The sequence below is a fragment of the Trinickia sp. HAY1-2D genome (assembly GCF_056754935.1).
Window position 1 is genome coordinate 2,940,093 of the sequence record NZ_JBPGWX010000002.1, and the last position, 25,125, is coordinate 2,965,217.

Annotated in this window: 19 protein-coding genes; 10 read left to right on the forward strand and 9 right to left on the reverse strand. The window is 65.3% G+C overall.

Annotated features, from left to right (window positions below; all coding sequences use genetic code 11):
• Window positions 1-115: 115 nt before the first annotated feature.
• Window positions 116-877 (reverse strand): ABC transporter permease, encoded by a 762-nt coding sequence (locus ACR9ZC_RS20775; RefSeq protein ID WP_173259552.1) that lies wholly within the window; start codon window positions 875-877, stop codon window positions 116-118.
• On the reverse strand, window positions 877-1,806 hold the full coding sequence (locus ACR9ZC_RS20780; protein ID WP_440561907.1) for an ABC transporter ATP-binding protein: 930 nt from the start codon (window positions 1,804-1,806) through the stop codon (window positions 877-879). The genes ACR9ZC_RS20775 and ACR9ZC_RS20780 overlap by 1 nt, the downstream gene beginning before the upstream one ends.
• A gap of 371 nt (window positions 1,807-2,177) precedes the next feature.
• On the opposite strand from ACR9ZC_RS20780, the gene ACR9ZC_RS20785 reads away from it, so the two are divergent.
• The 6 genes from ACR9ZC_RS20785 (at window position 2,178) to ACR9ZC_RS20810 (ending at window position 12,196) form a co-directional block, all read left to right on the forward strand.
• Window positions 2,178-3,014 carry an IclR family transcriptional regulator gene (locus ACR9ZC_RS20785; RefSeq protein WP_481581754.1) on the forward strand — a complete coding sequence of 279 codons (837 nt, stop codon included), beginning with the start codon at window positions 2,178-2,180 and terminating at the stop codon, window positions 3,012-3,014.
• Between the two features lie 160 nt (window positions 3,015-3,174).
• On the forward strand, window positions 3,175-4,548 hold the full coding sequence (locus ACR9ZC_RS20790) for an MdtA/MuxA family multidrug efflux RND transporter periplasmic adaptor subunit (protein WP_481581755.1): 1,374 nt from the start codon (window positions 3,175-3,177) through the stop codon (window positions 4,546-4,548).
• 37 nt (window positions 4,549-4,585) lie between these two features.
• On the forward strand, window positions 4,586-7,729 hold the full coding sequence (locus tag ACR9ZC_RS20795; RefSeq protein ID WP_481581756.1) for an MdtB/MuxB family multidrug efflux RND transporter permease subunit: 3,144 nt from the start codon (window positions 4,586-4,588) through the stop codon (window positions 7,727-7,729).
• Window positions 7,730-7,741: 12 nt separating this feature from the next.
• Window positions 7,742-11,065 carry an efflux RND transporter permease subunit gene (locus ACR9ZC_RS20800; RefSeq protein WP_481581757.1) on the forward strand — a complete coding sequence of 1,108 codons (3,324 nt, stop codon included), beginning with the start codon at window positions 7,742-7,744 and terminating at the stop codon, window positions 11,063-11,065.
• Window positions 11,066-11,208: 143 nt separating this feature from the next.
• The gene (locus ACR9ZC_RS20805; RefSeq protein ID WP_481581758.1) at window positions 11,209-11,625 is read left to right on the forward strand and encodes a hypothetical protein; all 417 of its coding nucleotides are present in this window, start codon (window positions 11,209-11,211) and stop codon (window positions 11,623-11,625) included.
• 13 nt (window positions 11,626-11,638) lie between these two features.
• Window positions 11,639-12,196, forward strand: a complete 558-nt coding sequence (locus ACR9ZC_RS20810) for a hypothetical protein (RefSeq protein ID WP_481581759.1) — start codon at window positions 11,639-11,641, stop codon at window positions 12,194-12,196.
• 39 nt (window positions 12,197-12,235) lie between these two features.
• Here the strand turns inward: ACR9ZC_RS20810 and ACR9ZC_RS20815 are convergent, their stop codons facing one another.
• Entirely contained in the window at window positions 12,236-12,787 is a 552-nt protein-coding gene (locus ACR9ZC_RS20815; protein WP_481582728.1) for a peroxiredoxin, read from the reverse strand.
• Between the two features lie 272 nt (window positions 12,788-13,059).
• On the opposite strand from ACR9ZC_RS20815, the gene ACR9ZC_RS20820 reads away from it, so the two are divergent.
• Entirely contained in the window at window positions 13,060-14,907 is a 1,848-nt protein-coding gene (locus ACR9ZC_RS20820; RefSeq protein ID WP_481581760.1) for a putative bifunctional diguanylate cyclase/phosphodiesterase, read from the forward strand.
• 68 nt (window positions 14,908-14,975) lie between these two features.
• On the forward strand, window positions 14,976-16,433 hold the full coding sequence (locus ACR9ZC_RS20825; RefSeq protein WP_481581761.1) for an HDOD domain-containing protein: 1,458 nt from the start codon (window positions 14,976-14,978) through the stop codon (window positions 16,431-16,433).
• A 14-nt stretch (window positions 16,434-16,447) separates the two neighbouring features.
• On the opposite strand, the gene ACR9ZC_RS20830 is transcribed toward ACR9ZC_RS20825, so the two are convergent.
• The 4 genes from ACR9ZC_RS20830 to ACR9ZC_RS20845 all read right to left on the reverse strand — a co-directional run bounded on the left by ACR9ZC_RS20830 (window position 16,448) and on the right by ACR9ZC_RS20845 (window position 20,653).
• Window positions 16,448-17,809 (reverse strand): EAL and HDOD domain-containing protein, encoded by a 1,362-nt coding sequence (locus tag ACR9ZC_RS20830; protein WP_481581762.1) that lies wholly within the window; start codon window positions 17,807-17,809, stop codon window positions 16,448-16,450.
• Between the two features lie 143 nt (window positions 17,810-17,952).
• A complete protein-coding gene (locus tag ACR9ZC_RS20835) occupies window positions 17,953-18,747 on the reverse strand; it encodes an ABC transporter substrate-binding protein (RefSeq protein ID WP_481581763.1) in 795 nt (264 codons plus the stop codon).
• A gap of 276 nt (window positions 18,748-19,023) precedes the next feature.
• Window positions 19,024-19,962: a helix-turn-helix transcriptional regulator gene (locus ACR9ZC_RS20840; RefSeq protein WP_481581764.1), complete on the reverse strand. Its 939-nt coding sequence runs from the start codon at window positions 19,960-19,962 to the stop codon at window positions 19,024-19,026.
• Window positions 19,963-20,017: 55 nt separating this feature from the next.
• Entirely contained in the window at window positions 20,018-20,653 is a 636-nt protein-coding gene (locus ACR9ZC_RS20845; RefSeq protein ID WP_481581765.1) for an FMN-dependent NADH-azoreductase, read from the reverse strand.
• A 125-nt stretch (window positions 20,654-20,778) separates the two neighbouring features.
• On the opposite strand from ACR9ZC_RS20845, the gene ACR9ZC_RS20850 reads away from it, so the two are divergent.
• Together ACR9ZC_RS20850 and ACR9ZC_RS20855 are read left to right on the forward strand one after the other, a co-directional pair.
• Window positions 20,779-21,618: a LysR family transcriptional regulator gene (locus ACR9ZC_RS20850; RefSeq protein ID WP_481581766.1), complete on the forward strand. Its 840-nt coding sequence runs from the start codon at window positions 20,779-20,781 to the stop codon at window positions 21,616-21,618.
• A 118-nt stretch (window positions 21,619-21,736) separates the two neighbouring features.
• The gene (locus ACR9ZC_RS20855) at window positions 21,737-22,636 is read left to right on the forward strand and encodes a hypothetical protein (protein ID WP_481581767.1); all 900 of its coding nucleotides are present in this window, start codon (window positions 21,737-21,739) and stop codon (window positions 22,634-22,636) included.
• A 40-nt stretch (window positions 22,637-22,676) separates the two neighbouring features.
• On the opposite strand, the gene astE is transcribed toward ACR9ZC_RS20855, so the two are convergent.
• The gene (gene astE, locus ACR9ZC_RS20860; RefSeq protein WP_481581768.1) at window positions 22,677-23,747 is read right to left on the reverse strand and encodes a succinylglutamate desuccinylase; all 1,071 of its coding nucleotides are present in this window, start codon (window positions 23,745-23,747) and stop codon (window positions 22,677-22,679) included.
• On the reverse strand, window positions 23,731-25,071 hold the full coding sequence (astB, locus tag ACR9ZC_RS20865; RefSeq protein WP_481581769.1) for an N-succinylarginine dihydrolase: 1,341 nt from the start codon (window positions 25,069-25,071) through the stop codon (window positions 23,731-23,733). Before astB ends, astE begins: the two co-directional genes overlap by 17 nt.
• Window positions 25,072-25,125: the final 54 nt, after the last annotated feature.

The following is a 25,125-nucleotide window of genomic DNA, read 5'->3' on the forward strand; positions in this document are numbered from 1 at the left end:
GTCACGAACCTGGCGATGCGCCTGTCGGTCCGAGCATTATGTCGACGTTTGCGCGGAATGACAAAGCGCGCTGTCATGCGCGCATGCCGTCTGCTCGCGCCGCTGCCGGCGGCCCTCAGGTCTTGAGCCGATATCCCGTCTTGAAGATCCAGGCGACGATGGCCATGAAAACCAACAGGAATACGCCCGTCATGGCCAGGCTCACGCCGACATGCACGTCGGCCACGCCATAAAAACTCCAACGAAAGCCGCTGATCAGATAGACGACGGGATTCGCGAGCGCAATCGTGCGCCATACCGGCGGCAGGATGCCGATCGAATAGAAGCTGCCGCCGAGAAACGTGAGCGGCGTGACGATCAAAAGTGGAATGACCTGCAGTTTTTCGAAGCCGTCGGCCCAGATGCCGATAATGAAGCCGAACAGGCTGAACGTGATCGAGGTCAGCACGAGAAAGAGCAGCATCCAGAATGGATGCTCGATCCTGAGCGGCACGAAGCACGCCGCGGTCGCCATGATGATGAGGCCGAGCATGATCGATTTGGTCGCGGCCGCGCCCACGAAGCTCACGACCAGCTCGAGATAGGACACGGGCGCCGAGAGCAATTCGTAGACGGTGCCGGTGAATTTCGGGAAGTAAATGCCGAACGAGGCATTCGTAATGCTTTGCGTGAGCAACGACAACATCACGAGCCCCGGCACGATGAACGCGCCGTAGCTGATGCCGTCGATCTCGCGGATGCGCGAGCCGATGGCCGCGCCGAAGACCACGAAGTATAGGGAAGTGGAAATGACCGGCGAGATGACGCTTTGCATCAGCGTGCGCCAGGTCCGCGCCATTTCGAACAGGTAGATCGCCCGCACCGCGTACAGATTCATCAGGACGTCTCCCTGACCAAGTCGACAAAAATATCTTCGAGCGAACTCTGCGAGGTCTGCAGATCCTTGAAGCGGATCTGAGCATCGGCCAAGTCCTTGAGCAAGCGCACGATGCCGGCCCGCTCGGACTGAGTGTCGTCATAGGTGTACGTGAGCGCGCTGCCATTCGCCGAAAGCTCGAGCCCATAGCCCGCAAGCGACGGCGGCAAGGTTTCGAGCGGCGCCTCCAGATCGAGCGTCAGCTGCTTCTTGCCGAGCTTGCGCAGCAGTTGCGCCTTCTCTTCGACGAGAATGATTTCGCCGCGATTGATGACGCCGATGCGGTCGGCCATTTCCTCGGCCTCGTCGATGTAGTGCGTCGTCAGGATGATCGTCACGCCGCTTTCCTTGAGCGTGCGCATCAGGTTCCACATGTCTCGCCGCAACTCGACGTCGACACCCGCCGTCGGCTCGTCGAGAAAGAGCAGCGCCGGTTCGTGCGCAAGCGCCTTGGCGATCAGCACGCGCCGCTTCATCCCGCCCGAGAGCATCATGATGCGGTTGTCCTTCTTGTCCCAGAGCGACAGCGCACGCAGCACTTTCTCGATATGCGCCGGATCGGCCGGCTTGCCGAAAAGCCCGCGTGTGAACGAGACGGTGGCCCAGACCGTCTCGAACGCGTTCGTCGTCAACTCCTGCGGCACGAGCCCGATCATCGCGCGGGCCCGGCGATAGTCGCGCACGATGTCGTGACCGTCGACGGCGACGCGGCCCGACGTTGCGTTGACGATGCCGCAAACGATGCCGATCAGCGTCGTCTTGCCGGCGCCGTTCGGTCCGAGCAGCGCGAAGACTTCGCCGCGGCGCACCTCGAGGTTGATGTTCTTGAGCGCTGTGAAGCCCGAGGCATAGGTCTTCGACAGGCCGGTAATGGTCAGGATAGGTTGCATGGACACGGACGATAGCAGAACCGCGGCGAAACCGCCGGGATCCCGCCCGCACCGCCCAACCGACGAAAAAAAAGGCGCCACGTGACCGTGGCGCCTTAAAGAAGTTCTAGCCATTCCGAGGGCCGTGCTAGAACCTGAGAGACGGTATTCCGGAACACCTCGCTCCGAAATGAGATTCCATTTTTTCTCTTTCAGCCGACGAAGTCAAGATAATTTTTGCCGAATTGTTGACAGGTACCCTCTCATGGAAAACGATTACATCTATCATGTGACGTATTTATTACCGATTCTAACCAAGCAGGTTTGCGCACTTGCAAGCGATGAAAGGCGAACATGAAATAAAGTTTCGAAAAAATCACCGGAAGACAATCGTGCCCGCAACAACGCGCAAATCCGTTCCCGTCAGCAAACCCGCCGAGAAAGACGGCGCCCCCGAGGAGGTCGCCGCGCTGGCACGGGGGCTCACGGTGCTGCGCCGCGTCGCAAGCGCCGATGCCCCGATCAGCAATCGGGAACTGGCCGAGCTGACGGGTATCCCGAAACCGACCGTCTCCCGCCTGACCGCAACGCTCGTCAAGGCGGGATTTCTCTTTCAGTTGCCCGACAGCGAGCGATTCGTGCTGACGGCGTCGGTGCTCGAACTTTCGAACGGCTTTTTGCGCAACTTCGACATCCGGGCGCGCGCCCGCCCGTTTCTCGTCGATCTGGCCGATCGCACGGCGCTCTCGGTTCACCTCGTCACGCGTGACCGGCTCGACATGGTCGTGATCGAGGCTGTCCGGCCCTCCTCGGCGCTGCTCGTCTCGCGGCTCGAGATCGGCTCGCGCATGGATCTGACTCGCACCGCGGCGGGGCACGCCTATCTTGCCGCACTCACGGCGCCGCAACGCGAGGCATTGATGACCGGGGTGCAAGCCGCCGCCGGCGACGACTGGCCCCATGTTCACGCCCGCGTGGCGCACGCGCTCGCGCAAACGGACAAGAACGGCTTTGCGATCGAGACCGGCGCGTGGTCCGCGGGCCTGAACGCGATCGCGGCCGGATTCGTCGGCCCCTCGGGCGAGCGCTACGCGGTGAACTGCGGCGGCGCCGCGCATCTGTGCACGCGCGAGTGGCTGCTCGAACACGCCGCGCCGGCACTCGTCGGATGCGTAGCCAAGATTGTGCGGGAGATCGGCGGCGCACCGCGGCTGAGGCTGTCTGAGTAACAGTAACAGCGGTAACCGGCTGAAAAATACTTGGGTGGACTCCGGCTGAGCGCACGACGTAGCATCATGCATCGCGAACATTTGTCCCTCATGGGCGCTTTTTATCCCAACCGAGCGCCCGCACCGAGCGCATCAGCATCGCAACTCTTGACCCTTACAGATGGCCGAACAGGAAAACCGCCCCGATCCTCACCGCCCCTCCCATGACCCCGGTCCAGGCGAAGCGCCGAAACCTGTCGCCCCCCGCTCCACGGGGCGCCGACTCGGTGTACTCGTCGCCGCAGTCCTGGTAGCCGCGCTCGTGCTGGCCTGGTGGAGGCCCTGGAGCCGCACGAGTCCCTCCGGCGCGGTGCCGGCCGGCGCAAGCGGCGCACACGCCGGCCGCGGCGCGGGCCGGTTGGGGAACATGCCGCAGCCCGTGCACGTCGCGACAGCCGTGCGCGGAGAAATGCCCATCGTGTTGACGGCGCTCGGCACAGTGACGCCGCTGGCCTCCGTGACGGTCAAAACCCAACTGGCCGGCACCCTGCAAAGCGTCGCGTTCCGCGAAGGGCAAATGGTCAAGCAAGGCGATCTGCTCGCCCAGATCGATCCGCGCCCCTATCAGATCTCGCTCGATAACGCGCAAGGCACGCTCGCGAAAGACATGGCGCTGCTGCAAACGGCGAAGCTCGACCTCGAACGCTATCGCGCGCTGCTCGCGCAGGATTCGATCGCCCGTCAGCAGGTCGACACGCAGGCATCGCTCGTGAAGCAATACGAAGGGCAGGTGCGCTCGGATCAAGCGAGCGTCGACACCTACAAGCTCGATCTCGTCTACGCGCGCATCACCGCGCCGGTCTCCGGGCGAGTCGGCCTGCGTCAGGTCGATCCAGGCAATTACGTGACGCCCTCGGACACGAACGGCATCGTCGTCATCACTCAATTGCAGCCGATCAGCGTCGTCTTCACGACCTCCGAAGACAACCTGCCGGCCATCGTGAAAAGCATGCGCGCGGGCGCGAAGCTTTCGACGACGGCTTACGATCGCAACAACACGACACCACTCGAAGCGGGATACCTCGACACCATCGATAACCAGATCGATACCGCAACGGGCACCGTCAAGTTGCGGGCGCTGTTCAAAAACGACGGGCAACTGCTGTTTCCGAATCAGTTCGTGAACGCGCGGCTACTCATCGATACGCTTCACGATGCGGTGATCGTCCCGACATCGGCTGTGCTCAACGGCGCGTCCGGCCGCTTCGTCTATGTCGTGAAGCCCGACAACACCGTCACCGTGCGGCCCGTGACCGTCGGCCCCGTCGACCGCGAACGCACGAGCATCGCGTCGGGGCTCGCGCTCGGCGAGCGCGTCGTCATAGACGGTTCCGACCGCCTGCGCGAAGGCGCCAAGATCACGATTCCGGCAGACGCAGCTTCGGGCGCCTCGCACGGCAACGCCGCCAGCGCGGCGGCCGGGCACGGGCACGCCCGTGCTCACGGCCACGCGGCCAGCGGCGCACGCTCCGCATCGGCTGCCGGCGCGCAATGACGATCGCAATGAGGCACCGGACCGAGGCATCGAACGCATGAATCCTTCCCGCGCCTTTATCCTGCGCCCGGTCGGCACTGCACTGTTGATGGCGGCGATCATGCTGGTCGGCCTCGTGGCGCTGCGCTACCTGCCGATCTCGGCACTGCCCGAGGTCGACTACCCGACCATTCAGGTGCAGACGTTTTATCCCGGCGCGAGCCCCGACGTCATGACATCGTCGGTGACGGCGCCGCTCGAGCGCCAGTTCGGGCAAATGCCTTCGCTGAATCAGATGGCCTCGCAAAGCTCCGCGGGCTCGTCGATCATCACGCTGCAGTTCAGCCTCGATCTGCCGCTCGATGTGGCCGAGCAGGAAGTACAGGCCGCGATCAACGCGGCGGGCAACCTGCTGCCGTCGGACCTGCCCGCGCCGCCCATCTATGCGAAGGTGAATCCGGCGGACGCGCCGATCCTGACGCTGGCGATCACGTCGAAGACGATGCCGCTCACCGACGTGCAAAACCTCGCCGACACGCGCCTTGCCCAGAAGATTTCGCAAGTGGCCGGCGTCGGCCTCGTGAGCCTGTCGGGCGGCCAGCGCCCCGCTGTACGGATCCAGGCGAATCCACTGGCGCTCGCCTCCTACGGTCTCAATCTGGACGACCTGCGCACGACGATTGCCAACCTCAACGTCAACACGCCGAAGGGCAACTTCGACGGACCGACACGCAACTACGCGATCAACGCCAACAACCAACTGACCGACGCCAATGCCTACCAAAGCGCGGTGGTCGCCTACAAGAATGGCCGGCCGGTCATGCTGACCGACGTGGCGAAGATCGTCGACGGCGCGGAGAACACGCGGCTCGGCGCCTGGGTCGGCATGCAACAGGGCTCGCAGCCCGTGACGCCCGCCATCTTGCTGAACGTGCAGCGCCAGCCCGGCGCGAACGTGATCCAGGTGGTGGACAGCGTGAAGAAAATCTTGCCGCAGCTTCGCGCATCGTTGCCCGCGGCGCTCGATGTGGCCGTGGTCACGGACCGTACGACCACGATCCGCGCCTCCGTGCGCGACGTGCAATTCGAGCTCGCGGCCTCGGTCGTGCTCGTCGTGCTCGTCATGTACCTCTTTCTCGCCAACGTCTACGCGACCGTCATCCCGAGCCTCTCGGTACCGCTTTCGCTGATCGGCACGCTGGCCGTCATGTACCTCTGCGGATTCTCGCTAGACAACCTGTCGCTGATGGCGCTGACGATCGCGACGGGCTTCGTCGTCGACGACGCGATCGTCATGATCGAGAACATCGCCCGCTACGTCGAGGCCGGCGAATCGCCGCTCGAGGCGGCACTCAAGGGCTCGAGACAGATCGGCTTCACGATCATCTCGCTGACGGTCTCGCTGATCGCCGTGCTGATCCCGCTGCTGTTCATGGGCGATGTGGTGGGACGGCTCTTTCACGAGTTCGCGATCACGCTCGCCGTGACGATCGTGATCTCGGCGGTCGTCTCGCTGACGCTCGTGCCGATGATGTGCGCCAAGCTGCTGCGCCACACGCCGCCGCTCGAAAGCCACCGCTTCGAAGCCAAGGCTCATGCGGCCATCGACGCGATCATCGCGCGCTACGGCATCGCGCTCGAATGGGTGCTCGAGCGGCGGCGCTCGACGCTCGTCGTGGCCGTGCTCACGCTCGTACTGACCGGCGTGCTCTACGTCTTCATCCCCAAGGGCTTTTTCCCGGTACAGGACACGGGCGTGATCCAGGCCATCACGCAAGCGCCCCAGTCGGTCTCCTATCGGTCGATGGCCGAGCGTCAAAGCGCACTCGCCGCCGAGATCCTGCGCAATCCCAATGTCGAGAGCCTGACGTCGTTCATCGGGGTGGACGGGACCAACGTGACGCTCAACAGCGGCCGCATGCTGATCAATCTGAAGCCGGCGAGCGAGCGCAGCGAAAATGCGAGCAGCGTCATTCGCGAGATCACCGCATCGGTCGCCGACGTACCCGGGATCTCGCTTTATATGCAGCCCGTGCAGGATCTGACGATCGACTCGACCGTCAGCCCCACGCAATATCAGTTCATGCTGACGGACCCCAATCCGGACGAGTTCTCGGCGTGGGTGCCGAAGCTCGTCGAGCGGCTCAAAACGGCGCCGGAGCTGGCCGACGTCGCCACCGATCTGCAGGAAAGCGGCCGCTCGGTCTACGTCGAAATCGACCGCGCGAGCGCCGCGCGCTTCGGCATCACGCCGGCCACGGTCGACAATGCGCTTTACGACGCGTTCGGACAGCGCATCGTGTCGACGATCTTCACGCAATCGAACCAGTACCGCGTGATTCTGGAAGTCGAGCCGCAAATGCAGCACTACATCGACGCGCTCAAGGGGATCTATCTGCCCTCGTCGATCGCCTCGAGCGGACAGGTGCCGCTCGCCGCCGTTGCGACGTTTTCAGAACGGCCCGCGCCGCTGCTCGTCACCCATCTCGGCCAGTTCCCCGCCACGACCGTCTCGTTCAACCTCGCCCCGGGTGCCTCGCTCGGCCAGGCCGTGAAAGCGATTCGCGCGGCCGAGGCCGAGATCGGCCTGCCCGCGTCGTTCCAAACGCACTTTCAGGGCGCCGCACTCGCCTTCCAGGCCTCGCTCGCGAACGAACTGTTCCTGATTCTCGCGGCCGTCGTCACGATGTACATCGTGCTCGGCGTGCTCTATGAGAGTTTCATCCACCCGATCACGATCCTCTCGACACTGCCGTCCGCGGGGGTGGGCGCGCTGCTCGCGCTGATGATCTCGGGGCACGATCTCGATGTCATCGGCATCATCGGTATCGTCCTGTTGATCGGTATCGTCAAGAAAAACGCGATCATGATGATCGACTTCGCGCTCGAAGCCGAGCGCGAAGAAGGCAAATCGCCCCGCGAGGCGATTTATCAAGCGTGCCTGTTGCGTTTCAGGCCGATCCTGATGACGACGATGGCGGCGCTCCTTGGTGCGCTGCCGCTGATGCTCGGCACGGGCGTCGGCTCCGAGCTGCGTCACCCGCTCGGCATCGCGATCGCAGGCGGCCTGCTCGTCAGCCAGTTGCTCACGCTGTTCACGACGCCGGTGATCTACCTCGGTTTCGATTCGCTCGCGCGCAAGCTGCGCGAACGCTTCGGTCCGGCGGCCGGACGCCCACACGCGGGCGACGCCGGCGTATGAGGGCATGAACGCATGAATCTCTCGGGCCCGTTCATTTCGCGCCCCGTCGCGACGACACTGCTCGCGATCGGCATTGCCTTGTCGGGCATCTTCGCATTCGTGAAGCTGCCCGTCGCGCCGCTGCCGCAGATCGATTTCCCGACGATCGTGGTCATGGCGCAAATGGCCGGCGCAAGCCCCGATACGATGGCGACGAGCGTCGCGAGTCCGCTGGAACGGCATTTGGGGCAGATCGCGGATGTCACGGAGATGACCTCGCAAAGCTCCGTCGGCTACACGCGCATTACGCTGCAGTTCGGATTGAACCGCGATATCGACGGCGCCGCGCGCGACGTACAAGCGGCCATCAACGCGGCGCGCGCCGACTTGCCGACCAGCCTGCGCAGTAATCCGACCTATCACAAGTACAACCCGTCGGATGCACCGATTCTCGTTCTCTCGCTGACTTCCCCCACGATGTCGGCCGGGCAGCTCTACGATGCGGCTTCGACGGTACTGCAGCAAGCGCTCTCGCAAGTGGACGGCGTCGGCGAGGTGGACGTCAGCGGCGCGGCGAACCCCGCCGTGCGCGTCGAACTCGAACCGCAGGCGCTCTTTCACTACGGCATCGGGCTGGAGGACGTACGCGCCGCGCTCGCCGCGGCCAATGCGCACAGCCCGAAGGGCTCGATCGATTTCGGCCCGCACACCGTGCAGATCTACACCAACGATCAGGCAACGCGGGCCTCCCAATACAAGGATCTGATCATCGCGTACCGCAACGGCGCGGCGGTCAAGCTGTCCGATGTGGCCGAAGTCGTCGATTCGGTCGAGGATTTGCGCAACCTGGCGTTATCGAACGGCAAGCGGGCGGTGCTCGTCATCCTCTACCGGCAGCCCGGTGCAAACATCGTTCAGACCGTCGATCGCGTGATCGGCATGATTCCGCAACTGAGGGCATCGCTTCCGGCCGCCATCGACGTCACGCCGGTGATCGATCGCTCGACGACGATCCGCGCCTCGCTCAAGGACACGGAGCACACGCTGCTGATCGCCGTCACGCTCGTCGTGTCCGTCGTATTTCTGTTTCTGCGCAACTGGCGCGCAACGCTGATTCCAAGCGTCGCCGTACCGATATCGATCATCGGTACCTTCGGCGCGATGTATCTGCTCGGCTACTCGATCGATAACCTTTCGCTGATGGCGCTCATCGTGGCGACCGGCTTTGTCGTCGACGACGCGATCGTCGTGCTCGAGAACATCTCGCGGCATATCGAAGAAGGCGTACCGCCGATGCGCGCGGCTTACCTCGGTGCGCGTGAAGTGGGCTTCACGGTGCTGTCGATCAGCCTCTCGCTCGTCGCGGTATTCCTGCCCATTTTGCTGATGGGCGGCATCATCGGCCGCCTCTTTCGCGAGTTTGCGGTCACGCTGTCGGTGGCGATCGGCGTTTCGCTCGCGATTTCGCTGACCGTGACACCGATGATGTGCTCGCGCCTCTTGCGTCCGATCCACGAACAAAAAGCGCAGGGCCGTTTCGCGCGCACGCTCGAGCGCGGCTTCGACAGGCTCGCGGCCGGCTACGAACGCACGCTCGGCTGGGCGCTCGCGCACCCCGCGCTCGTGCTTGCGACGCTCGCCGCCACCGTCGCACTCAACGTCTATCTCTATATAGCGGTGCCGAAAGGGTTCTTCCCGCAGCAGGACACCGGACGCCTCGTCGGCGGCATCATGGCCGATCAGAGCACGTCTTTCCAGGCCATGAAGACCAAATTCGCCGAGATGATGCAGATCGTCAAGAACAACCCGGCCGTCGATACCGCGACGGGTTTCACCGGCGGCCGCGCGACGAACGCGGGCTTCATGTTCATCTCGCTCAAGCCGAAGAGCGAACGCAAACTATCGGCCGATCAAGTCATCGCTCAGTTGCGCGGCCCGCTCTCGCACGTTGCCGGCGCGCAGACCTTTTTACAAGCGGTGCAGGATATCCGCGTCGGCGGGCGCCAATCGAACGCACAGTATCAATTCACGCTACTCGGCGATTCGACGGCCGAGCTGTATGAGTGGGGACCGAAGCTCACCGAAGCGCTCAAGCGTCGCCCGGAGCTGGTCGACGTCAATTCGGATCAGCAGCAAGGCGGGCTTCAATCGATGGTGACGATCGATCGCGCCAGTGCCGCCCGCTTCAAGATCACGCCGTCGCAAGTCGACAATACGCTTTACGATGCGTTCGGCCAACGCCAGGTCTCGACGATCTACAACCCGCTGAACCAATATCACGTGGTAATGGAAGTCGCGCCGCGCTATTGGCAAGATCCGGAAATGCTCAAGCAGATCTACATCAGCACGTCGGGCGGCAACGCGAGCGGCTCGCAATCGACGAATGCGGTCGCCGGAACCGTGAGCGCGTCGACGAGCGGCAGCGCCAGCCGCACTGGGAGTGCGGGCACGGCCGCCGCCGCGGGAACCGCGGGTACGTCGGGCGCCTCGGCGGCGGCCGACGCGGCGCGCAACCTCGCGACGAACGCAATCGCGGCGAGCGGCAAGTCGGGCGCCTCCACGGGCTCCGCCGTCTCGACCTCGCGCGAGACGATGATTCCGCTATCGACCATAGCCTCGTTCGGGCCCGGCAATACACCGCTGTCGGTCAGTCACCAGGGTTCGTTCGTCGCTTCCACGATCTCGTTCAACCTGCCGCCCGGCCAGTCCCTGTCGAGCGCGACAAAGGCGATCGAGCAGACGATGGCCGAGATCGGCATGCCGGGAACGATTCACGGCAGCTTTTCGGGCACGGCGCAAGCGTTCCAGTCGTCGGTTTCGACGCTGCCCATCTTGACCCTCGCGGCGCTCGCGGCGGTCTATATCGTGCTGGGCGTGCTCTACGAGAGCTACATCCATCCGATCACGATTCTCTCGACACTGCCGTCGGCCGGCGTCGGCGCGCTGCTCGCGCTGCTGGCCTTCAAGACCGAGTTCAGCATCATGTCGTTCATCGGCGTCATTCTGCTGATCGGCATCGTGAAGAAGAACGCGATCATGATGATCGACTTCGCCATCGAAGCATCGAGGCAGGGTATGTCGTCGCTCGATGCCATTCGGCGTGCCTGTCTGCTGCGTTTCCGACCGATTCTCATGACGACCTGTGCCGCATTGCTCGGCGCGCTGCCGCTCGCCTTCGGCACCGGCGAGGGCGCCGAACTGCGCTCGCCGCTCGGGATTTCCATCGTCGGCGGCCTCATCGTGAGCCAGGTGCTCACGCTTTACACGACGCCGGTCGTCTACCTCTGCCTGGACCGGCTGCGCGTTCGCTGGGCGCGCCGCCATGCACCGGGGCTCGCGTCCGGCGAATCCCACTGAAGATCAGAAAAATCCCGCTTTGTGGGCCGTAAAGGATCGGAATAATTGTGAGACGCGCTGTTATGGCACTCGCGGCGCGATTGGCCTACCTTTGATTCGTGCGCCGGCCGGTTGCGGCGCTGCCCCTCTGAAGGAGATTCATCGTGCGATGGCGAAACGCTTCCCTCGCGCTGCTCGCGGCCGCCGCGGCCTGCATAAGCGGTACGGCCCACGCGGCACGCTGGAACGTGGGCGTGTTTGTTGGCGCCCCCGCGCCCTACTACCCGGTCGTCCCGGCGCCGTACTACTACGGACCCTATCCGCCGCCTTACGTCCCTTATGCGCCCTACCCGCCGGCGTATTACGGCCCGCCCGTCATCGTATCGCCGCCGGTCGTCGTCCAGCCACCCGAGCCCGATGTCTATATCGAACGCTCGCAAGCGGCGCCCTCGGCGACGCAACCTTCGTCTTCGGGCAAAACCTATTGGTACTGCGCGGCGTCTAAAAAGTATTACCCCTACGTCAAGGACTGCGCGGGCGGCTGGCAGGACGTCCCGGCCGTGCCCGAGCGAAATCGCTGAAGTGAGGTCGCCGATGCTTTCCTCCTATCATGACGGCCAGCAGGCCAAACGGCGGCTCCTCGCCGCTCCCGCGGCGGCGGCGCTGGCGGCCGCACTCGCCGGCTGCACGGTGATGCCGAGTGGCCCCAGCGTGTTGGCATTGCCCGGAACCGGAAAGTCTTTCGATCAGTTTCGCGGGGACGATGCGTCGTGCCGCCAATATGCGCTCGGGCAAGTGGGCGGTGTCAGCGCCGGACAAGCGGCAACGACGAGCGCCGTCGGCTCGGCGGCGCTCGGCACGGCAGTGGGCGCCGCGGCCGGTGCCGCGTTCGGCGGCGGCCGCGGTGCGGCGATCGGCGCGGGCGCGGGGCTTCTCGGGGGCGGCGCCGTCGGTGCGGGCACCGCACAGGCCTCCGGATACGGGATACAACGCCGCTATGACTACGCGTATATCCAATGCATGTACGCAGCGGGCGAGCGCGTGCCGGTGCCTGCCGGCATGGCGCGAAGCTATCGGCAACAGTTCGACGCCGAAGGGCAGCGTGACAGGGGGGCGCCGGAAATACCGCCGCCCCCGCCGCCACGTCAATGAGACGGCGCAGCCTTCATCCGACGCACGCCGTGCCACGCCTCATCGGTGCGGGTGTTCGGCCGCCCATTGCTTCACGGCGGCAAGCGTGTTCTTGACATGCTCGTCCGGCGATAGCGACGTGTACTCGTAGACGATGCGGCCATCCGGGGCGATCACATAGGACACCCGGTTCGCTCGCTTGGTCACGAGCGGCAACGCGGCATCGTACGACTCGATGATGCGGCCGCTTTCATCGGCAGCCACGGGGAACTTGCTGCGGCACTCGCTGACCGAAAAACGTGCGAGCGTGGCGATATCGTCGTGCGACACGCCGATCACGGTCGCGCCATATCGTTTGTATTCATCAACGGCATCGGCGAATTCGTGTGCTTCGATGGTGCAGCCTTTCGTGAATGCCGCCGGATAGAAGTAAAGCACGACGGGGCCGCGCTTGAGCGCGTCGGCCAGCGAGTAGGAGAACGTCTTGCCGCCGAGCGAGGCCTGCGTCGTGAAATCGGGCGCCTTGTCGCCCGCCTTGAGCACCGCAACCGCGTCGAACGACCAGGCGCCCAGGCCGGTCATCAGCGCCGTGCATAGCGCGATACGTCCCATCCATCGTTTCATCTCGCTTCCTCGAATCGGTTCAACCTCTGCGGAGAGCCGCCAGCGCGGGCTACCGACATTGTCTCAAAAAGACCGCGAGTCCCGGCTGAATCGGTAGGCAGCGGTAACAGCGGGTAACAATTCGCGAAAACCGCTAAAGAATTTCGGATCGGAGCCGATAATTCGCCTGATGGAGCGTGCGCGGGAGGCGCGCCCGCGCGGCGCGGGCCTCATCGAAAGCACATTAGCCGCAATGTCGGGACCGTCGTCAGCGAGATTCAATGGAAGCAAAAAGAAGCAACGTGCCGCGCCGGCGCACCTGGCGCGAGACGATCGACCGGCTGTGGCGGCGAAAAGCCGCGGCCCCGCCCGCGGCCGCCGCGACCGTCCCGGCGCCGCAGGGGCGCAATGTGCTGGCCGCCGAATTGGATCGGCTCGTTCGCGGCGTGGACTTCCTGGCTTTTGTCGACGCCGGCTTGCACTTTCTTTACGTCTCCGAAGCGAGCCTGCGTTTCGTCGGCTATCGCCACGAATACCTGCGAGCGGTCACGCTGCACGAATTGGTCGCGGCCGGCGACACAGCCGCCCTGGACGGCCTCCTCGCACGCGCGAGTGCCTCGGGCAGTGTCGAGCGCGCCACCGTGCACCTCATGAAATCTCTGACCTACCCGATTCCGGTCGAACTGCGCGCCGTGGCGGGTATTCATGAAGGCACCCCCGGCTTCGCGATCTCCGCGTTCGACATTTCAGACTGGCGCGCCACCGAGGAACGCCTCACCTACGAGCTGCACAGCGACCGCATGACGGGCCTCGCCAACGGCACGGCACTCGCCGCGGCGCTCGAGAGCGCGCTGGAAACGGTGGACACACAAAGTACCGGCGCGGCGCTGCTGCTCGTCGATCTCGACGACTATCAACGCGTGAACCGGGCGCTCGGCTATGAAGCGGGCGACGCCTTGCTGCGCGAGACGGCCGCGCGGCTCGCGGGTCTCGTCTCACCCGAGGAAACGCTGGCGCGCGTGACGAGCGACGAGTTCGCCGTGCTCGTGCGCGCAGGCACGCGCGAGCACGCGGCCGCGGCCGCCGAAGCGCTCGCACGCCGCTTCATGACCGCCATACAACAGCCCTACTCGTTCAGCGGCCAGGCTGTCCATCTCTCGGCGAGCGTCGGCATCGCGCTCTACCCCGATCCGGCCGGACCGGGCGGCGGCCGGGCCGGACAGCACCAGCAGTTTTTGCGGCGCGCGGATCACGCGCTCGCTCAGGCGAAGGCCTCGGGCAGCAATACCATCGCGTTTCATACGCCCAACGCCGATCCGGCCGATGCCGAGCGCCTGAAACTCGAAGCCGATCTCTACGACGGCGTGCGCAACGGCGAGTTCGCGCTGCATTTCCAGCCGATCACCGAAAGCCGGATGGGTGGCGTGGTCGGGGTGGAGGCGCTCATGCGCTGGCACCATCCGGTCCATGGCCTCGTGCCGCCTTCGACGTTCGTCCCGCTGGCCGAATCGATCGGGCTCATCAACTACCTCGGCAACTGGGTGCTCAAGGTGGCCTGCATGCAGCTCGTGCAGTGGGACATCCAGGGCATCGCGCTGCAATACGTCGCGGTCAACGTCTCGCCGCAGCAGTTTCGCGACCCGCGCTTCACTCAGAACGTGCGCGACGCGCTCACGCTCACCGGGCTCGACGCGAGCCGCCTCGTGCTCGAGATCACGGAGAGTCTGCTGATGCAGGACCCGGCCCATGCGAAGGCGCTCCTCGAGGAGCTGACGGCGCTCGGCATCCGGTTCGCGATCGACGATTTCGGTACGGGCTACTCGAGCCTTGCGTACTTGCAACGTTTTCCGCTCGCCAAGCTCAAGATCGACCGCAGTTTCGTCGAGAACCTGCTAACCTCTCGCAACGACCAGGCCATCGTATCCGCCGTGGTCGGACTCGCGCGCACGCTCGAGCTCGAACTCGTCGCGGAAGGCGTGGAAACGGAGGCGCAACGGCGGCTCCTGACCGAGATGGGTTGCGGGCATATCCAGGGGTGGCTGGTCTGCCAGGCGCTGCCCTCGGAAGAGCTCGCGCAACGCTTCGCGGCCCGCGTTTTACGCCTGCACGAAGACGAGTCTTTCGCTTGAAGCACGCGAAAAAAGGTGCGCAGGACGGCTCCATCAATCGACACGTATATGGTTTTGACGGAATTCACATGGTAAAGGCGGCGCTGCTCGATAAGCTCTGGGCGCAAATGAGCGAGCGCGGCGACTTTCCGATGCTCTCCCAATCGCTGCGGACCACAGTGGCCGCAATGAAAAACGACGATCTCGACTTTTCGGCGCTGGTACAGGTCGTTCTGTCGGATTTTGCGCTGACGCAAAAGGTCCTGCGGCTCGCCAACTCGGCCATGTACATGGCATTCGGCGGCAACATCACGACGGTCACGCGCGCGCTGATGGTGCTCGGCATGGATGCCGTCGGCCACCTCGTCGTCGGACTCAAGCTCGTCGATCACTTCCACCAAAGCGCGCCGCACCGCATCGACGCGAAGCTCGAGCTCAACCGTACACTGCTGTCCGGCAGCGTGGCGCGCAAGCTGACTTCGGACACAGCGGATCTGGGCGCGGGCGAGGAAGCCGTCGTTTGCACGCTGATGCGGCAAATCGGCAAGCTGCTCGTCGTCTGCTATCTCGAAGCGGAGTGGGACACGATCCGGCACAAGGTCGAAAACGATGGGCTCGACGAAGCCGCTGCCTGCGACGCCGTGCTCGGCGTCACCTTCGACGAAATCGGGCTCGAAGCGGCCTCGCGCTGGCGTCTGCCGGAGCAGATCCGTGCGGGCATGGGCCGCTATGAACCCGAGGCAAACGAGCCGCAGCACGTCCAATGGCTACGCGCGGTAACCAATTTCTCGACCGATGTGGCCGACGTGCTGAGCGCGTCCGATGCACACGCGCAACGCGCCGAAATGGAACTCGCGGCGTTGGCGCAACGCTACGGCGAGGCGCTGGCGATAGCGCCGGAGACGCTCGTGTCGATGAGCACGGCGCTCGCGCGCGAGGAAGCCGGCATGGGGGTCATGCGGGAAATCGTGGAGCTGCGAGCAAGCGCCGATGCCATCGCTCGCGCGGGCGTCGCGCCGGAGGCGCGCATCGCCGCGGGCCTCGAGGATCTGCGCGCGCTGCCGTCCGAGAATGCGCTGGCGCCGGTCCTGGCGCTTGCCTCGGAGACCGTGCTGGCCGGTCTCGGCTTTGCCCGCACGATCGTCTTCGTGCGACAGTCACCGGGGCTGTTCAAGTCGCGGCTGGGCTTTGGACGCGATGTGGAGAAACTGCTGCCGGCGCTTTCGTTCAATGAAGCATTCGAGCCCGACGTATTTCATCTTGCGATCGCCAACTCGATCGGCATTTTCATCGAGAACGCGCACGATCCGAAGATGGTGGCACGGCTGCCGGCCTGGTTCCGCGATGCGTTTTCCGACGCCCGCTCGTTTGTCCTGCTGCCCGTGACCGTCGACCAAGCGACGGTCGCGCTCCTGTACGGCGATTGGTCGCACGCGCAAGAACCCCGCAAGATCTCGCAAGACGAAATGAGCGCGCTGAACGAGCTCGCCCGCGAGCTCGGCCGCTTCTTCGCACACGCGCCGGCGCAGGAAGTCGAAACGCTCTGAGGCGCGCGAGCGCGCTATTCCTGTACGCGCTCGAGCCCCGCGTTGTCGCCGTGTTGATCCGCCGCGCTGGCCCATGCCGCTGAAGCGATGGCCAAGTCGGCGAGTTCGGGCGGCGTGAACGGCGCCAGTGCTGCGCTCACCTGCTCGAGCGCAGCCCAGTCGGCGCGTTCGAGCGCCTGCACGGCGGCCAGTAGTGTGCCGAGCAATCCCTCGTGCCGAAGAATGGCCGCGCGGATGTGACCCGCCAGCATCAGCGCGTCCAGCGTCGCTTCGAGCGTGTCGCCAAACACAGCGTCGACAAGCGAAAACACGCCGGTCAAAAACGCCGCATCGACGACCTTCCGGTTCGCCTGAGTCAGACGGGCCGCCGCCATTTCCATGAAACGCGCGCGCGTGGCCGCGAGCTGCACGAGCGGATCGTCCTCGAGCCGGACTTTGCGGCCGTCCGCATAAAGCAGCAATTGCGTCCAGCGCGCGATACGGTTGGTGCCCGTCGCGTTGATCGCATCGCGCAGCGTCGCCACCTTGCGCCCGATGCTCGCCTCGCCCGAATTGGCGAGCCGCATGATGTGCATGACGAGCACCGGGTTCAGCTTGAGCTCGGCTTCGAGCTGCGCGACGCTCGGATCCGCCGAAAGCAGCCGCAACAGGTTCAGCAGCGCCTGGCGCGGTGCACTGGCGCGCCGCGAGGCCTGCCTGTCCGCGCGCGCGAAAAAATATCCCTGGAAGACATCGAAGCGCGCGGCCTTCGCGCGCTCGAAGGTCTCGTGCGAATCGACTCCCAGCGCAATGAGAATCTTGCCGGCCGATTTGAGCGCGTCCGCCAGCTTCGCAAGCAGATCGGGCGCCACCTTCGCGACGTCGATCTTGACGGCATAGACGTAAGGCAGCAGTTTGGCGAAGGTCGCGTCGGGAGCACTCACGCGGTCGAGCACGAAGCGATAACGCTTGCCGTGCAGCGCCACGAGACGGGCCGTCAATTCGCCATCGATAGCGATATCGGGCGGCAACTGGAAGAAGTAGCGTTCCGGGGAGATGCGAGCGAGATCGTCGGCCATGAGCAATGCGCGATTCACACTCAGATAGCCTCGATGGCCACCCAGCGCCGCGTGCACGCCGCTCGCTCCGAGCAACGCCAACGTTTGCGTCAGCGCCGCGTCGGATGCGGCACGGCGGCTCGCGGGGTCAGCGTCCGCATCCGCGGCACCGTCGCCGGGGAGCGGCTCGCGCGTGACCAACTCGAATCCGCACAAAAGCCCCTCGGCGTCGACGAGCGGCTGACGCGCGGGATGGGTCACCGCGCCGGGCGCATGTCCCGCCTGGGCAGGCTCGCTGGCCACCGCCGGGTGTGCCGCCGTCTCGTTGGTCGTCTCCATCAGCCCCTCTTCTTTTGTCTGCTTTTATCGCCGCCCGGTACTGCGCGTACCGGCCCCGTGGCCAATCTGGGCCGAATTATACGACGGGGCCGCAGCGAAGCGATAGCTGAAGGACGGCCGGAGCAAACGCCGGCGAAGCGGTCTTATTTGAGCACGACCTTCACGTCGAAATACTTGGCCGCGATCCGCTCGATCGTCCCGTCGGCCTTCAGCGCACGCAACGCCTCGTCGAGCGCCGCCTTCAACGCCGCATCGCCCTTGCGCACGCCGAAGCCCACGCCCGAGCCGAGCAATTGGGAGTCAGTGACCGTCGGCCCCGCGAACTCGAACGCCGCGCCCTGCGCACGCTTGAGGAACCCCTTGGACGCCGCCTCCGAATCCTGGAACGCGGCGTCGAGCCGTCCGGCGGCGAGGTCGGCGTATATCTGGTCCTGCGTCTGGTACGGCACCACGTCGACGCCTGCGCCCGCCCACTTCGCCTTCGCATACGATTCCTGAATCGTGCCTTGGAGCACGCCGACGCGCTTGCCCTTGAGGGAGGCGGCGCTCGGCAGCAGGCCGCTGCCCTTCCTGGCGATCAGCTGATTCGGGATCGAATAGATCGGCTCGGTGAAGTCGATGGCCTTTTTACGTTGCTCCGTGATCGTCATGTCCGAATTGATCGCGTCGAACTTGCGCGCGGACAACGCCGGAATGAGGCCGTCGAAGTCGTTCTCGACCCAGACGCATTTGACCTTGAGCCTCGCGCAAACCGCATGGCCGACTTCGATGTCGAAGCCTTGCAGCTCGCCCGTCGGCGATTTGAATTCGAACGGCGCATACGACGCCTCGACGCCGAAGCGGATCTGCTTGAGCTCGGCGGCCGATGCGCCGCTCGCGATCAGCGACGCCGCAGCGATGAGTGCAAGCGCTGTGTGCTTTCGGAAGTTCAGTTTCATCAGGATTCCTAAACGAGAAAGAGTTGCAACGATGGGCGCAGCCGGCGCATCGTCGCCGCGCCAAAATCAGCGTTCAAATGCCCGGCGCTAGTCTTGTGCGTCGCACAAAGCGCGCGGGCGCCGCATTGTAGGCGGCGCCCGCGCGCTCGTTCGAGAAGGGGGAAGAAAATCGGACGGACCGGGCGGCGGCAGTGGCATGCCCAAAGATGCAATTCGATGTCGCTCAGCGGCAAACGCCGAGACCCGCGCCGCGCCCCCCGCCGAGCCGGGCGCCGCTCATGCGTACCGCACGCGCCGTCCTTCGTCCTCGACGGGTTCCATCGGCGGCTGCGCGGCACGTTCGGCGGGTTGCCGAGACAACACGCCCGCCACGTAAGCCAATTGCGCGCGGTTGCGCGTTCCGAAGCGCCTCTCGATGCCGCCGAGCTGATAAGCCACCTGATCGGCCGAGAGCGACAGCAGTGCGCCTATTTCGCGATCGGACGAACCCTGGGTCATCAGATCGAGCATGCGCTTTTGCAGCCCCGACAGCCCATCTGCGCCCGTTGTCGTCAGCAGCGGGCCGATACGCGGCGCGATGAACGCGTGTATCTCGCCCGCCAACACCAGCGCCGCGCCCATCGTCGCATCGGAAATCCAGGCGCGCGTGGCGAGTGTGCTCGATAGCGTCACCATGCAGTACTCGAACGGACGCGCCGTCTCGAAGCCCACGGTCACGCCCGAACCGATGCCCGCGCGAGCCGCCAGCGCCGCGAGACTCCGTGCGGCAGCGCCCGCCCTGCCCGCGCCGGCCGCATCGCGTGTCAGGTCGTCGAGCACCCATGCAAACGGCCAGCCGGCCGTGCACGCCTTGACGACCCGCACGTCGGTGTCGAAGCAGTGCGCACCGCAATAGGCCTCGGCCCAGCCCGGCGGCGAATACTGTGCATACCAGGCCGCTCGGCTCACCCGGCCATCGAGGCACATGATGCGGCAATAGCAAAGCCAATCGAAGCCTGCATCGACGAGGCAGCTGCGAATCAGCGTACGGCGCAGCGCGCCGTCGGACTGCGCCGTGAGCACGTCCGCCAACGCAGCAAGACGCGCAGCCGATGAACGGGCAGGCTCGCCCTCCTCTCGCGGCAGTACGACAGGGCCAGGCCCGAGGCCGAGCTCGGGGTCCCTGAGGATGCGATAGGAACGCTGACCTGCATCGCTGTGCAACGATTCCGACATGACATCTCCCGGCGGATGAAACGGGCGGCCGCGGCGACGCCCGGGCAAAACGCGCTCATGGCCGAGCGCGCGCAAGCGCCTCGGCGTTCGCGCATGCGGCGCGGCGCGCGGCGACATCGACTTCAGGCCCGAACAGCGTCTTTTCGATGACGACCGTTTCGATATCCTCGATGCCTACGAATCGCAACCAGGCTTCGACATAGGGCTTCTGGAAATCAAAACACTCGGCGGGCGTAATTGATTCCCTCGAATAATCGAGTCCGCGCGCATAGACGACGACGGCCCGCTTGCCGCGCAGCAGTCCGCCGAATCCCCGCTCGTCGAACGAGAAAAGCACGTCCTTTTGCGAGACCGCATCGATGAAATGCTTCAGCTTGTAAGGAATCGAGAAGTTCCAGAGCGGCACCGAGAGCAGCAGCGTATGCGCATCGTGAAGCGGCCTCGCGAGGTCGTGGATCGCCCTCCACGCGTCGCGCTGCTCGTCGGTGAGCGGCGTTCCGGCAAGCCCCGCGTATTTCGCCTGCATCGCAGCGCCGTCGAACTCAGGCAACGGTGTGTGCCACAGATCGAGCGTCTCGACGGACGCATCGGCGTGCGCGCTCCGGTAAGCCTCGATGAACGCGTGCGCCACCTCCCGCGATGCGGAGCGGGACTTGCGCGGCGAGGACTCGATGTGCAACAGGCTTGTCATAGGGTTCTCCGAAGAATGGCGGCGCGAAGCCTGGTTGGTGTGCTCGAGCTTCATCTAATCACATTGCGAATTCGATTGAAAACGAAGTATTCTTCAATCATTCAACACGAATCTCACTAAATTCCATGTTCGATACCGTGCTGTTGCGCTCGTTCGTGACGGTCGCCCAGGAAGGCAGCTTCACGCGCGCCGCGGCGCGGCTGCATTTGACGCAATCGGCCATCAGTGCGCATTTGCGGCGGCTGGAGGATCAGGCGGGCAAAACGCTGTTCGTGCGCACGACGCGCTCGACCGCCCTCACGCCGGACGGCGAACTGCTACTGGGTTATGCACGCGCGATCCTGGCCCTGAATCGCGACGCACGTGCGCGTTTGCGTCGCAGTTCGAGCGATGGCACGGTGCGTATGGGCATGTCCGAGGATTTCGCCCACGCCCGCATCATGGAGCGGCTGCATACGTTCGGGCTGCGCAACCCGGAAGTGGCGCTCGACATCACGATCGGCGTGCCGGGCACGCTATTGCAGGCGATGGATCGCGGAGAGCTCGACTTCGTGCTCGGCGGGCGCTGTCATGACGACCGGCCGGGCCGCCCGCTCTGGCGCGAGCCGCTCGTGTGGGCAGCGGCGGAATGGATGAATGTCGACGTGTTGTTGCCTTTGCCGCTGGCGGTGTTTCCAGAGCCTTGCCCTTACCGTGAAGCGGCACTCGCCGCGCTCGCGCATGCCGGCATCGACAGTCGCATCGCGCTCGTCTGTCCCAGCAGCGGCGGCGTGCTCGCCGCGGTGCGAGCAGGCCTCGCCATTGCGCCGATGCTGGAGAGCCGTCTCGATAGCGGCTTGCAGGCGCTCGGGGCCGATTCGCGGTTGCCCGCGTTGCCGAGCGTCGAGTTCACGCTGTTCGGTGGCAGCCCGATTACCGCACTCGTCGAGGAACTCTGCGGCGCAGCGCAGCGCGATCTGCGCTAGGGCCGGTTCACGCGCGCCCGCGCCGTGATCAGACCAATGGCGCACCGGCCGCCCGAGCGCGCGGCGCTCGACAGGCCTATGCTGAAGGGGGAGACGACGCGTCGCGAGGAGGTGCGCCATGTCGATGCGAAACGGAACACGGAACGCGTTGCGCGCGGCAGCGCTCGTTGCGGCAGCGCTCGCGGACAGCGGCGCGGTTCGCGCGCAGATGCAAGGCCCGGGCCATGCGCCAGGGGCTCAGTCCCAGGAACTCCGGCAGGCGCCAGCGCCGAGCCACGCCGCACCCGCAATGCCGGCCCCGCAGCACGGCGGCATTGCACCGAATGCGCCGATGCCGGCCCCCAACCGCGCGGCACCGCCCATGCCGAGGGCAGCGCCACCGATGCCAGGGGCGGCGCCACCGACGCAGCAACGCGCGATCGGTCCACACACGCCGCCGGCGGTGGGGCCCCGCATCATGCCGGCACCGCATGTGCCGACACCGCAAATGGGCGCGGCCGGCGGCGCCGGCCCGGGTGCGACCGCCGCGCCCCGACCGCCCGAGCGAGAGCCCGCCCCCCGTGAGCCGCATCCGCAGCCCGGCGTTGCGCCGAACGTCACCGCGCCCCAACCGGGCGTAGCACCGCGCGCCACAGCGCCCCAACCGGGCATGGCACCGCGCGCCACCGCGCCGCAACCGGGCATGGCACCGCGCGCCGCTGTTCCTCCGGCCCGCACGCGCGCGCCGTGGCATGGCGATATAGGCCGCTTCCAGGAGCACGATGTCCGTGTCTGGCGGTCGGGACACTGGCATCACGGGCCCCATGACGGCCGGCACGGCTGGTGGTGGGTCGTCGGCGGCGCCTGGTACTTCTATCCCGCGCCGAGCTATCCCTATCCCGACCCGTTTGTCCCCGGATTCGCCGACGCGCCCCCGGACGACACGGGCTATTGGTACTACTGTCCTTATTGGGACCAATACTATCCGTATGTCGCGACCTGCCCGGGCGGATGGCAGCCGGTGCCGGCCGAGCAGTGATCGGCACCGAAGCGCGTCGTGCCTCGGGGGTGCATCGATATCAAGAACCGCGGGGTGTGCGCGCCAGCGTTTCAGCCGTCGTTTCGACGACGATGAGCCCCGCTCGCAAGCCCGGCTTCACGCTCGGGTTCGGAAACACGATCCGCTCGTCGTCGCGCGTGACGATGTAGCGATACTCGCCGTCGCGTGCCAGCACCTGTCCTTTGGCGAGCACGGTGAAGTTCGGCACGTCGCTCGCCAGCGCGAGTTCGAATGCGTCCGTGCGTTTCGTGATCTGGTCGACCACCATGAACACGCGCGGCATCGGCGCAGCGGACTCGGGTGCGAGGTTCGCGACCAGCGCACGCACGGCGCGATCGGCTGCGTCGAAATGGGACAAATCGTTTTGCCCGAACGGCCGCACTTTGCCGAGCTCGACCGTGCAAGCCATTGCCCCATGGGTCTGTGCCGTGAACTGCGTATACGTCGTCCCCGCAGCCGTGTGCAGCAAAATCGCAGCGATACGCGCGTGGGCAAGCCAGTCCAGCATCGCGCTCGGGAGCGCCCGGCCCGTGTGCGGCAGCAGCGCGAACTGCTCGAAGACCGAAGCACGGATTGCGGTATGCATGTCGATGTGCCAGCGTGGCGCGGCGTCAGCCGGTGCCGCTTGCGCGAAGAACCGCGCCGTCGCGGCCTCGAGCGTTGCCGCGCGCGCCTTCTCGCTGCCCCCGTGCAATCGGGCGTGCGCGCCGCAAAAAAGCCGGTTCAGATCGTCGTCGAGATAGCGACGGGCCGCCCGCATGGCCTCGATATTGCCCAGCACCACGAGCAGCCGACACGCAAGCGGCAGCGCGCCGCGCGCGATGTCCGCCACCATGCGCGAGACGAGCTCGATGGGCGCCGTCTCGTCGCCATGCACACCTGCGGACACGACGACGCTCGCGACCGGCTTCGCTTCGGGCTCGAACTGGAGCAAACCGGGCCCAAGCCATTGGAAGCGCACGCCATGCGTGCATTCACCGCCCGCGCGATCTGCAACGGGACGCGCATCGGCGAGCGAGAACGACAGGAAGTCGGTCAGGAAACCCGGCGCGCCGGTCATGGTTCTCGCCCCGTCAGCGTTGGAAGTCATAAAGGGAACCGAGGCCGAGAATCTGGGTGAGCTCGTCGAGCGCCGTACGCGATTCGTCGAGCAGCGTCGGATCAGCGAGATCGGCGCTCGCGAGCCGGTCGCGATAATGCTTGGCTATCCAGGCGTCCAGCCGGGCGAAAAGCGCATCGTCGATCCAGACACCGGGAGCGACCGCCGCTTGCTCCGCGCCGTCGAGTACGACGCGCAGGCGCAGGCATGCCGGGCCGCCGCCGTTTTTCATGCTTTCGCGCAAATCGAAAACCAGCATCTCCGAGATGGGTCCGCCTGAGCTCGCCAGATCGTCGAGGTAGGCGGCCACGCGCGGGTTTTCACGGCATTCCTGGGGCACCACGAGAACATCGCGTCCATCGGGACGCGTGAGCAACTGAGAGTTGAACAGATACGACGAAACCGCGTCTTCCACGCTCACGCGCGCATCGGGCACCTCGATGACGTTGAACTGGGCGCCGAGCCCGGAAAGTTGCGCACGCAACCGGTCGCAGACTTCCCGTTGATCGACGAATGCCCGTTCATGGCAAAAGAGCGTCTCGCGGTTACCGACGGCAATGACGTCGTTATGGAACACGCCCGCGTCGATGACCTCGGGGTTTTGCTGTGCATAAACCGTGGATGCCTCGGCAAGACCGTGGCGCTGCGCAACGGCCCGGCTCGCCTCGAACGTCTGACGGGCCGGATAACGCACGGGCTCGGGGCCGCGCCGGTATTCGCTGCGTCCGTAGACGAAGAATTCGACGCCGGGCTCGCCGTAAGCGGCGCAAAAGCGCGTATGGTTGGCAGCGCCTTCATCGCCGAGCGCCGGGGTGCCCGGCAGCGCCTCGTGCACGGCGAAGCGGCTCTCGTCGGCAAACACGGCTTGCAGCGTTCGGCGGGTCGCCTCGTGCTCGATCGCGCGATGCAGTTTGCTCGTCAGATTGGCCGGCGTGAAATGCACGCGCCGATCGGCCGTGTCCGCGGACGGGCTGACCGTCGCGGCGTTCGCGGTCCACATCGCCGAGGCCGAGCTCGCCGCGGCCAGCAGCTCCGGTGCTTCCTTTGCGGCGCGATCGATGACGCGCGCATCCGAGCCTGAGAACCCGAGCTCGCGCAAAAGACGCAGCGAAGGACGCTCCTGCGGCGGCAACACGCCTTGCAGGAATCCGAGGTCCGCGAGCTGCTTCATCTTGCGCAGCCCCTGCTTGGCAGCGGCGAGTGGATTCGCGACCGATTTCTCGTTCGTTTGCGACGCGACGTTGCCGAACGAGAGTCCCGCATAGTTGTGCGTCGGACCTACGAGTCCATCGAAGTTGGCTTCCCGTGCTTGCATCGTCGATCCTTGGTCGGTCGGTCGTTCAATGTTGCAAACTTTCAACTTTCAGTC

Excerpts from the sequence above, each read along its gene's own strand:
- ACR9ZC_RS20780 (WP_440561907.1), bottom strand. The coding sequence starts at position 1,806 with ATGCAACCTATCCTGACCATTACCGGCCTGTCGAAGACCTATGCCTCG.
- astE (WP_481581768.1), bottom strand. The coding sequence starts at position 23,747 with ATGACTTCCAACGCTGACGGGGCGAGAACCATGACCGGCGCGCCGGGT.
- ACR9ZC_RS20825 (WP_481581761.1), top strand. The coding sequence starts at position 14,976 with ATGGTAAAGGCGGCGCTGCTCGATAAGCTCTGGGCGCAAATGAGCGAG.
- ACR9ZC_RS20855 (WP_481581767.1), top strand. The coding sequence starts at position 21,737 with ATGTCGATGCGAAACGGAACACGGAACGCGTTGCGCGCGGCAGCGCTC.
- ACR9ZC_RS20840 (WP_481581764.1), bottom strand. The coding sequence starts at position 19,962 with ATGTCGGAATCGTTGCACAGCGATGCAGGTCAGCGTTCCTATCGCATC.
- ACR9ZC_RS20790 (WP_481581755.1), top strand. The coding sequence starts at position 3,175 with ATGGCCGAACAGGAAAACCGCCCCGATCCTCACCGCCCCTCCCATGAC.
- ACR9ZC_RS20815 (WP_481582728.1), bottom strand. The coding sequence starts at position 12,787 with ATGGGACGTATCGCGCTATGCACGGCGCTGATGACCGGCCTGGGCGCC.
- ACR9ZC_RS20795 (WP_481581756.1), top strand. The coding sequence starts at position 4,586 with ATGAATCCTTCCCGCGCCTTTATCCTGCGCCCGGTCGGCACTGCACTG.
- ACR9ZC_RS20810 (WP_481581759.1), top strand. The coding sequence starts at position 11,639 with ATGCTTTCCTCCTATCATGACGGCCAGCAGGCCAAACGGCGGCTCCTC.
- ACR9ZC_RS20830 (WP_481581762.1), bottom strand. The coding sequence starts at position 17,809 with ATGGAGACGACCAACGAGACGGCGGCACACCCGGCGGTGGCCAGCGAG.
- ACR9ZC_RS20835 (WP_481581763.1), bottom strand. The coding sequence starts at position 18,747 with ATGAAACTGAACTTCCGAAAGCACACAGCGCTTGCACTCATCGCTGCG.
- ACR9ZC_RS20845 (WP_481581765.1), bottom strand. The coding sequence starts at position 20,653 with ATGACAAGCCTGTTGCACATCGAGTCCTCGCCGCGCAAGTCCCGCTCC.
- ACR9ZC_RS20800 (WP_481581757.1), top strand. The coding sequence starts at position 7,742 with ATGAATCTCTCGGGCCCGTTCATTTCGCGCCCCGTCGCGACGACACTG.
- ACR9ZC_RS20775 (WP_173259552.1), bottom strand. The coding sequence starts at position 877 with ATGAATCTGTACGCGGTGCGGGCGATCTACCTGTTCGAAATGGCGCGG.
- astB (WP_481581769.1), bottom strand. The coding sequence starts at position 25,071 with ATGCAAGCACGGGAAGCCAACTTCGATGGACTCGTAGGTCCGACGCAC.
- ACR9ZC_RS20820 (WP_481581760.1), top strand. The coding sequence starts at position 13,060 with ATGGAAGCAAAAAGAAGCAACGTGCCGCGCCGGCGCACCTGGCGCGAG.
- ACR9ZC_RS20850 (WP_481581766.1), top strand. The coding sequence starts at position 20,779 with ATGTTCGATACCGTGCTGTTGCGCTCGTTCGTGACGGTCGCCCAGGAA.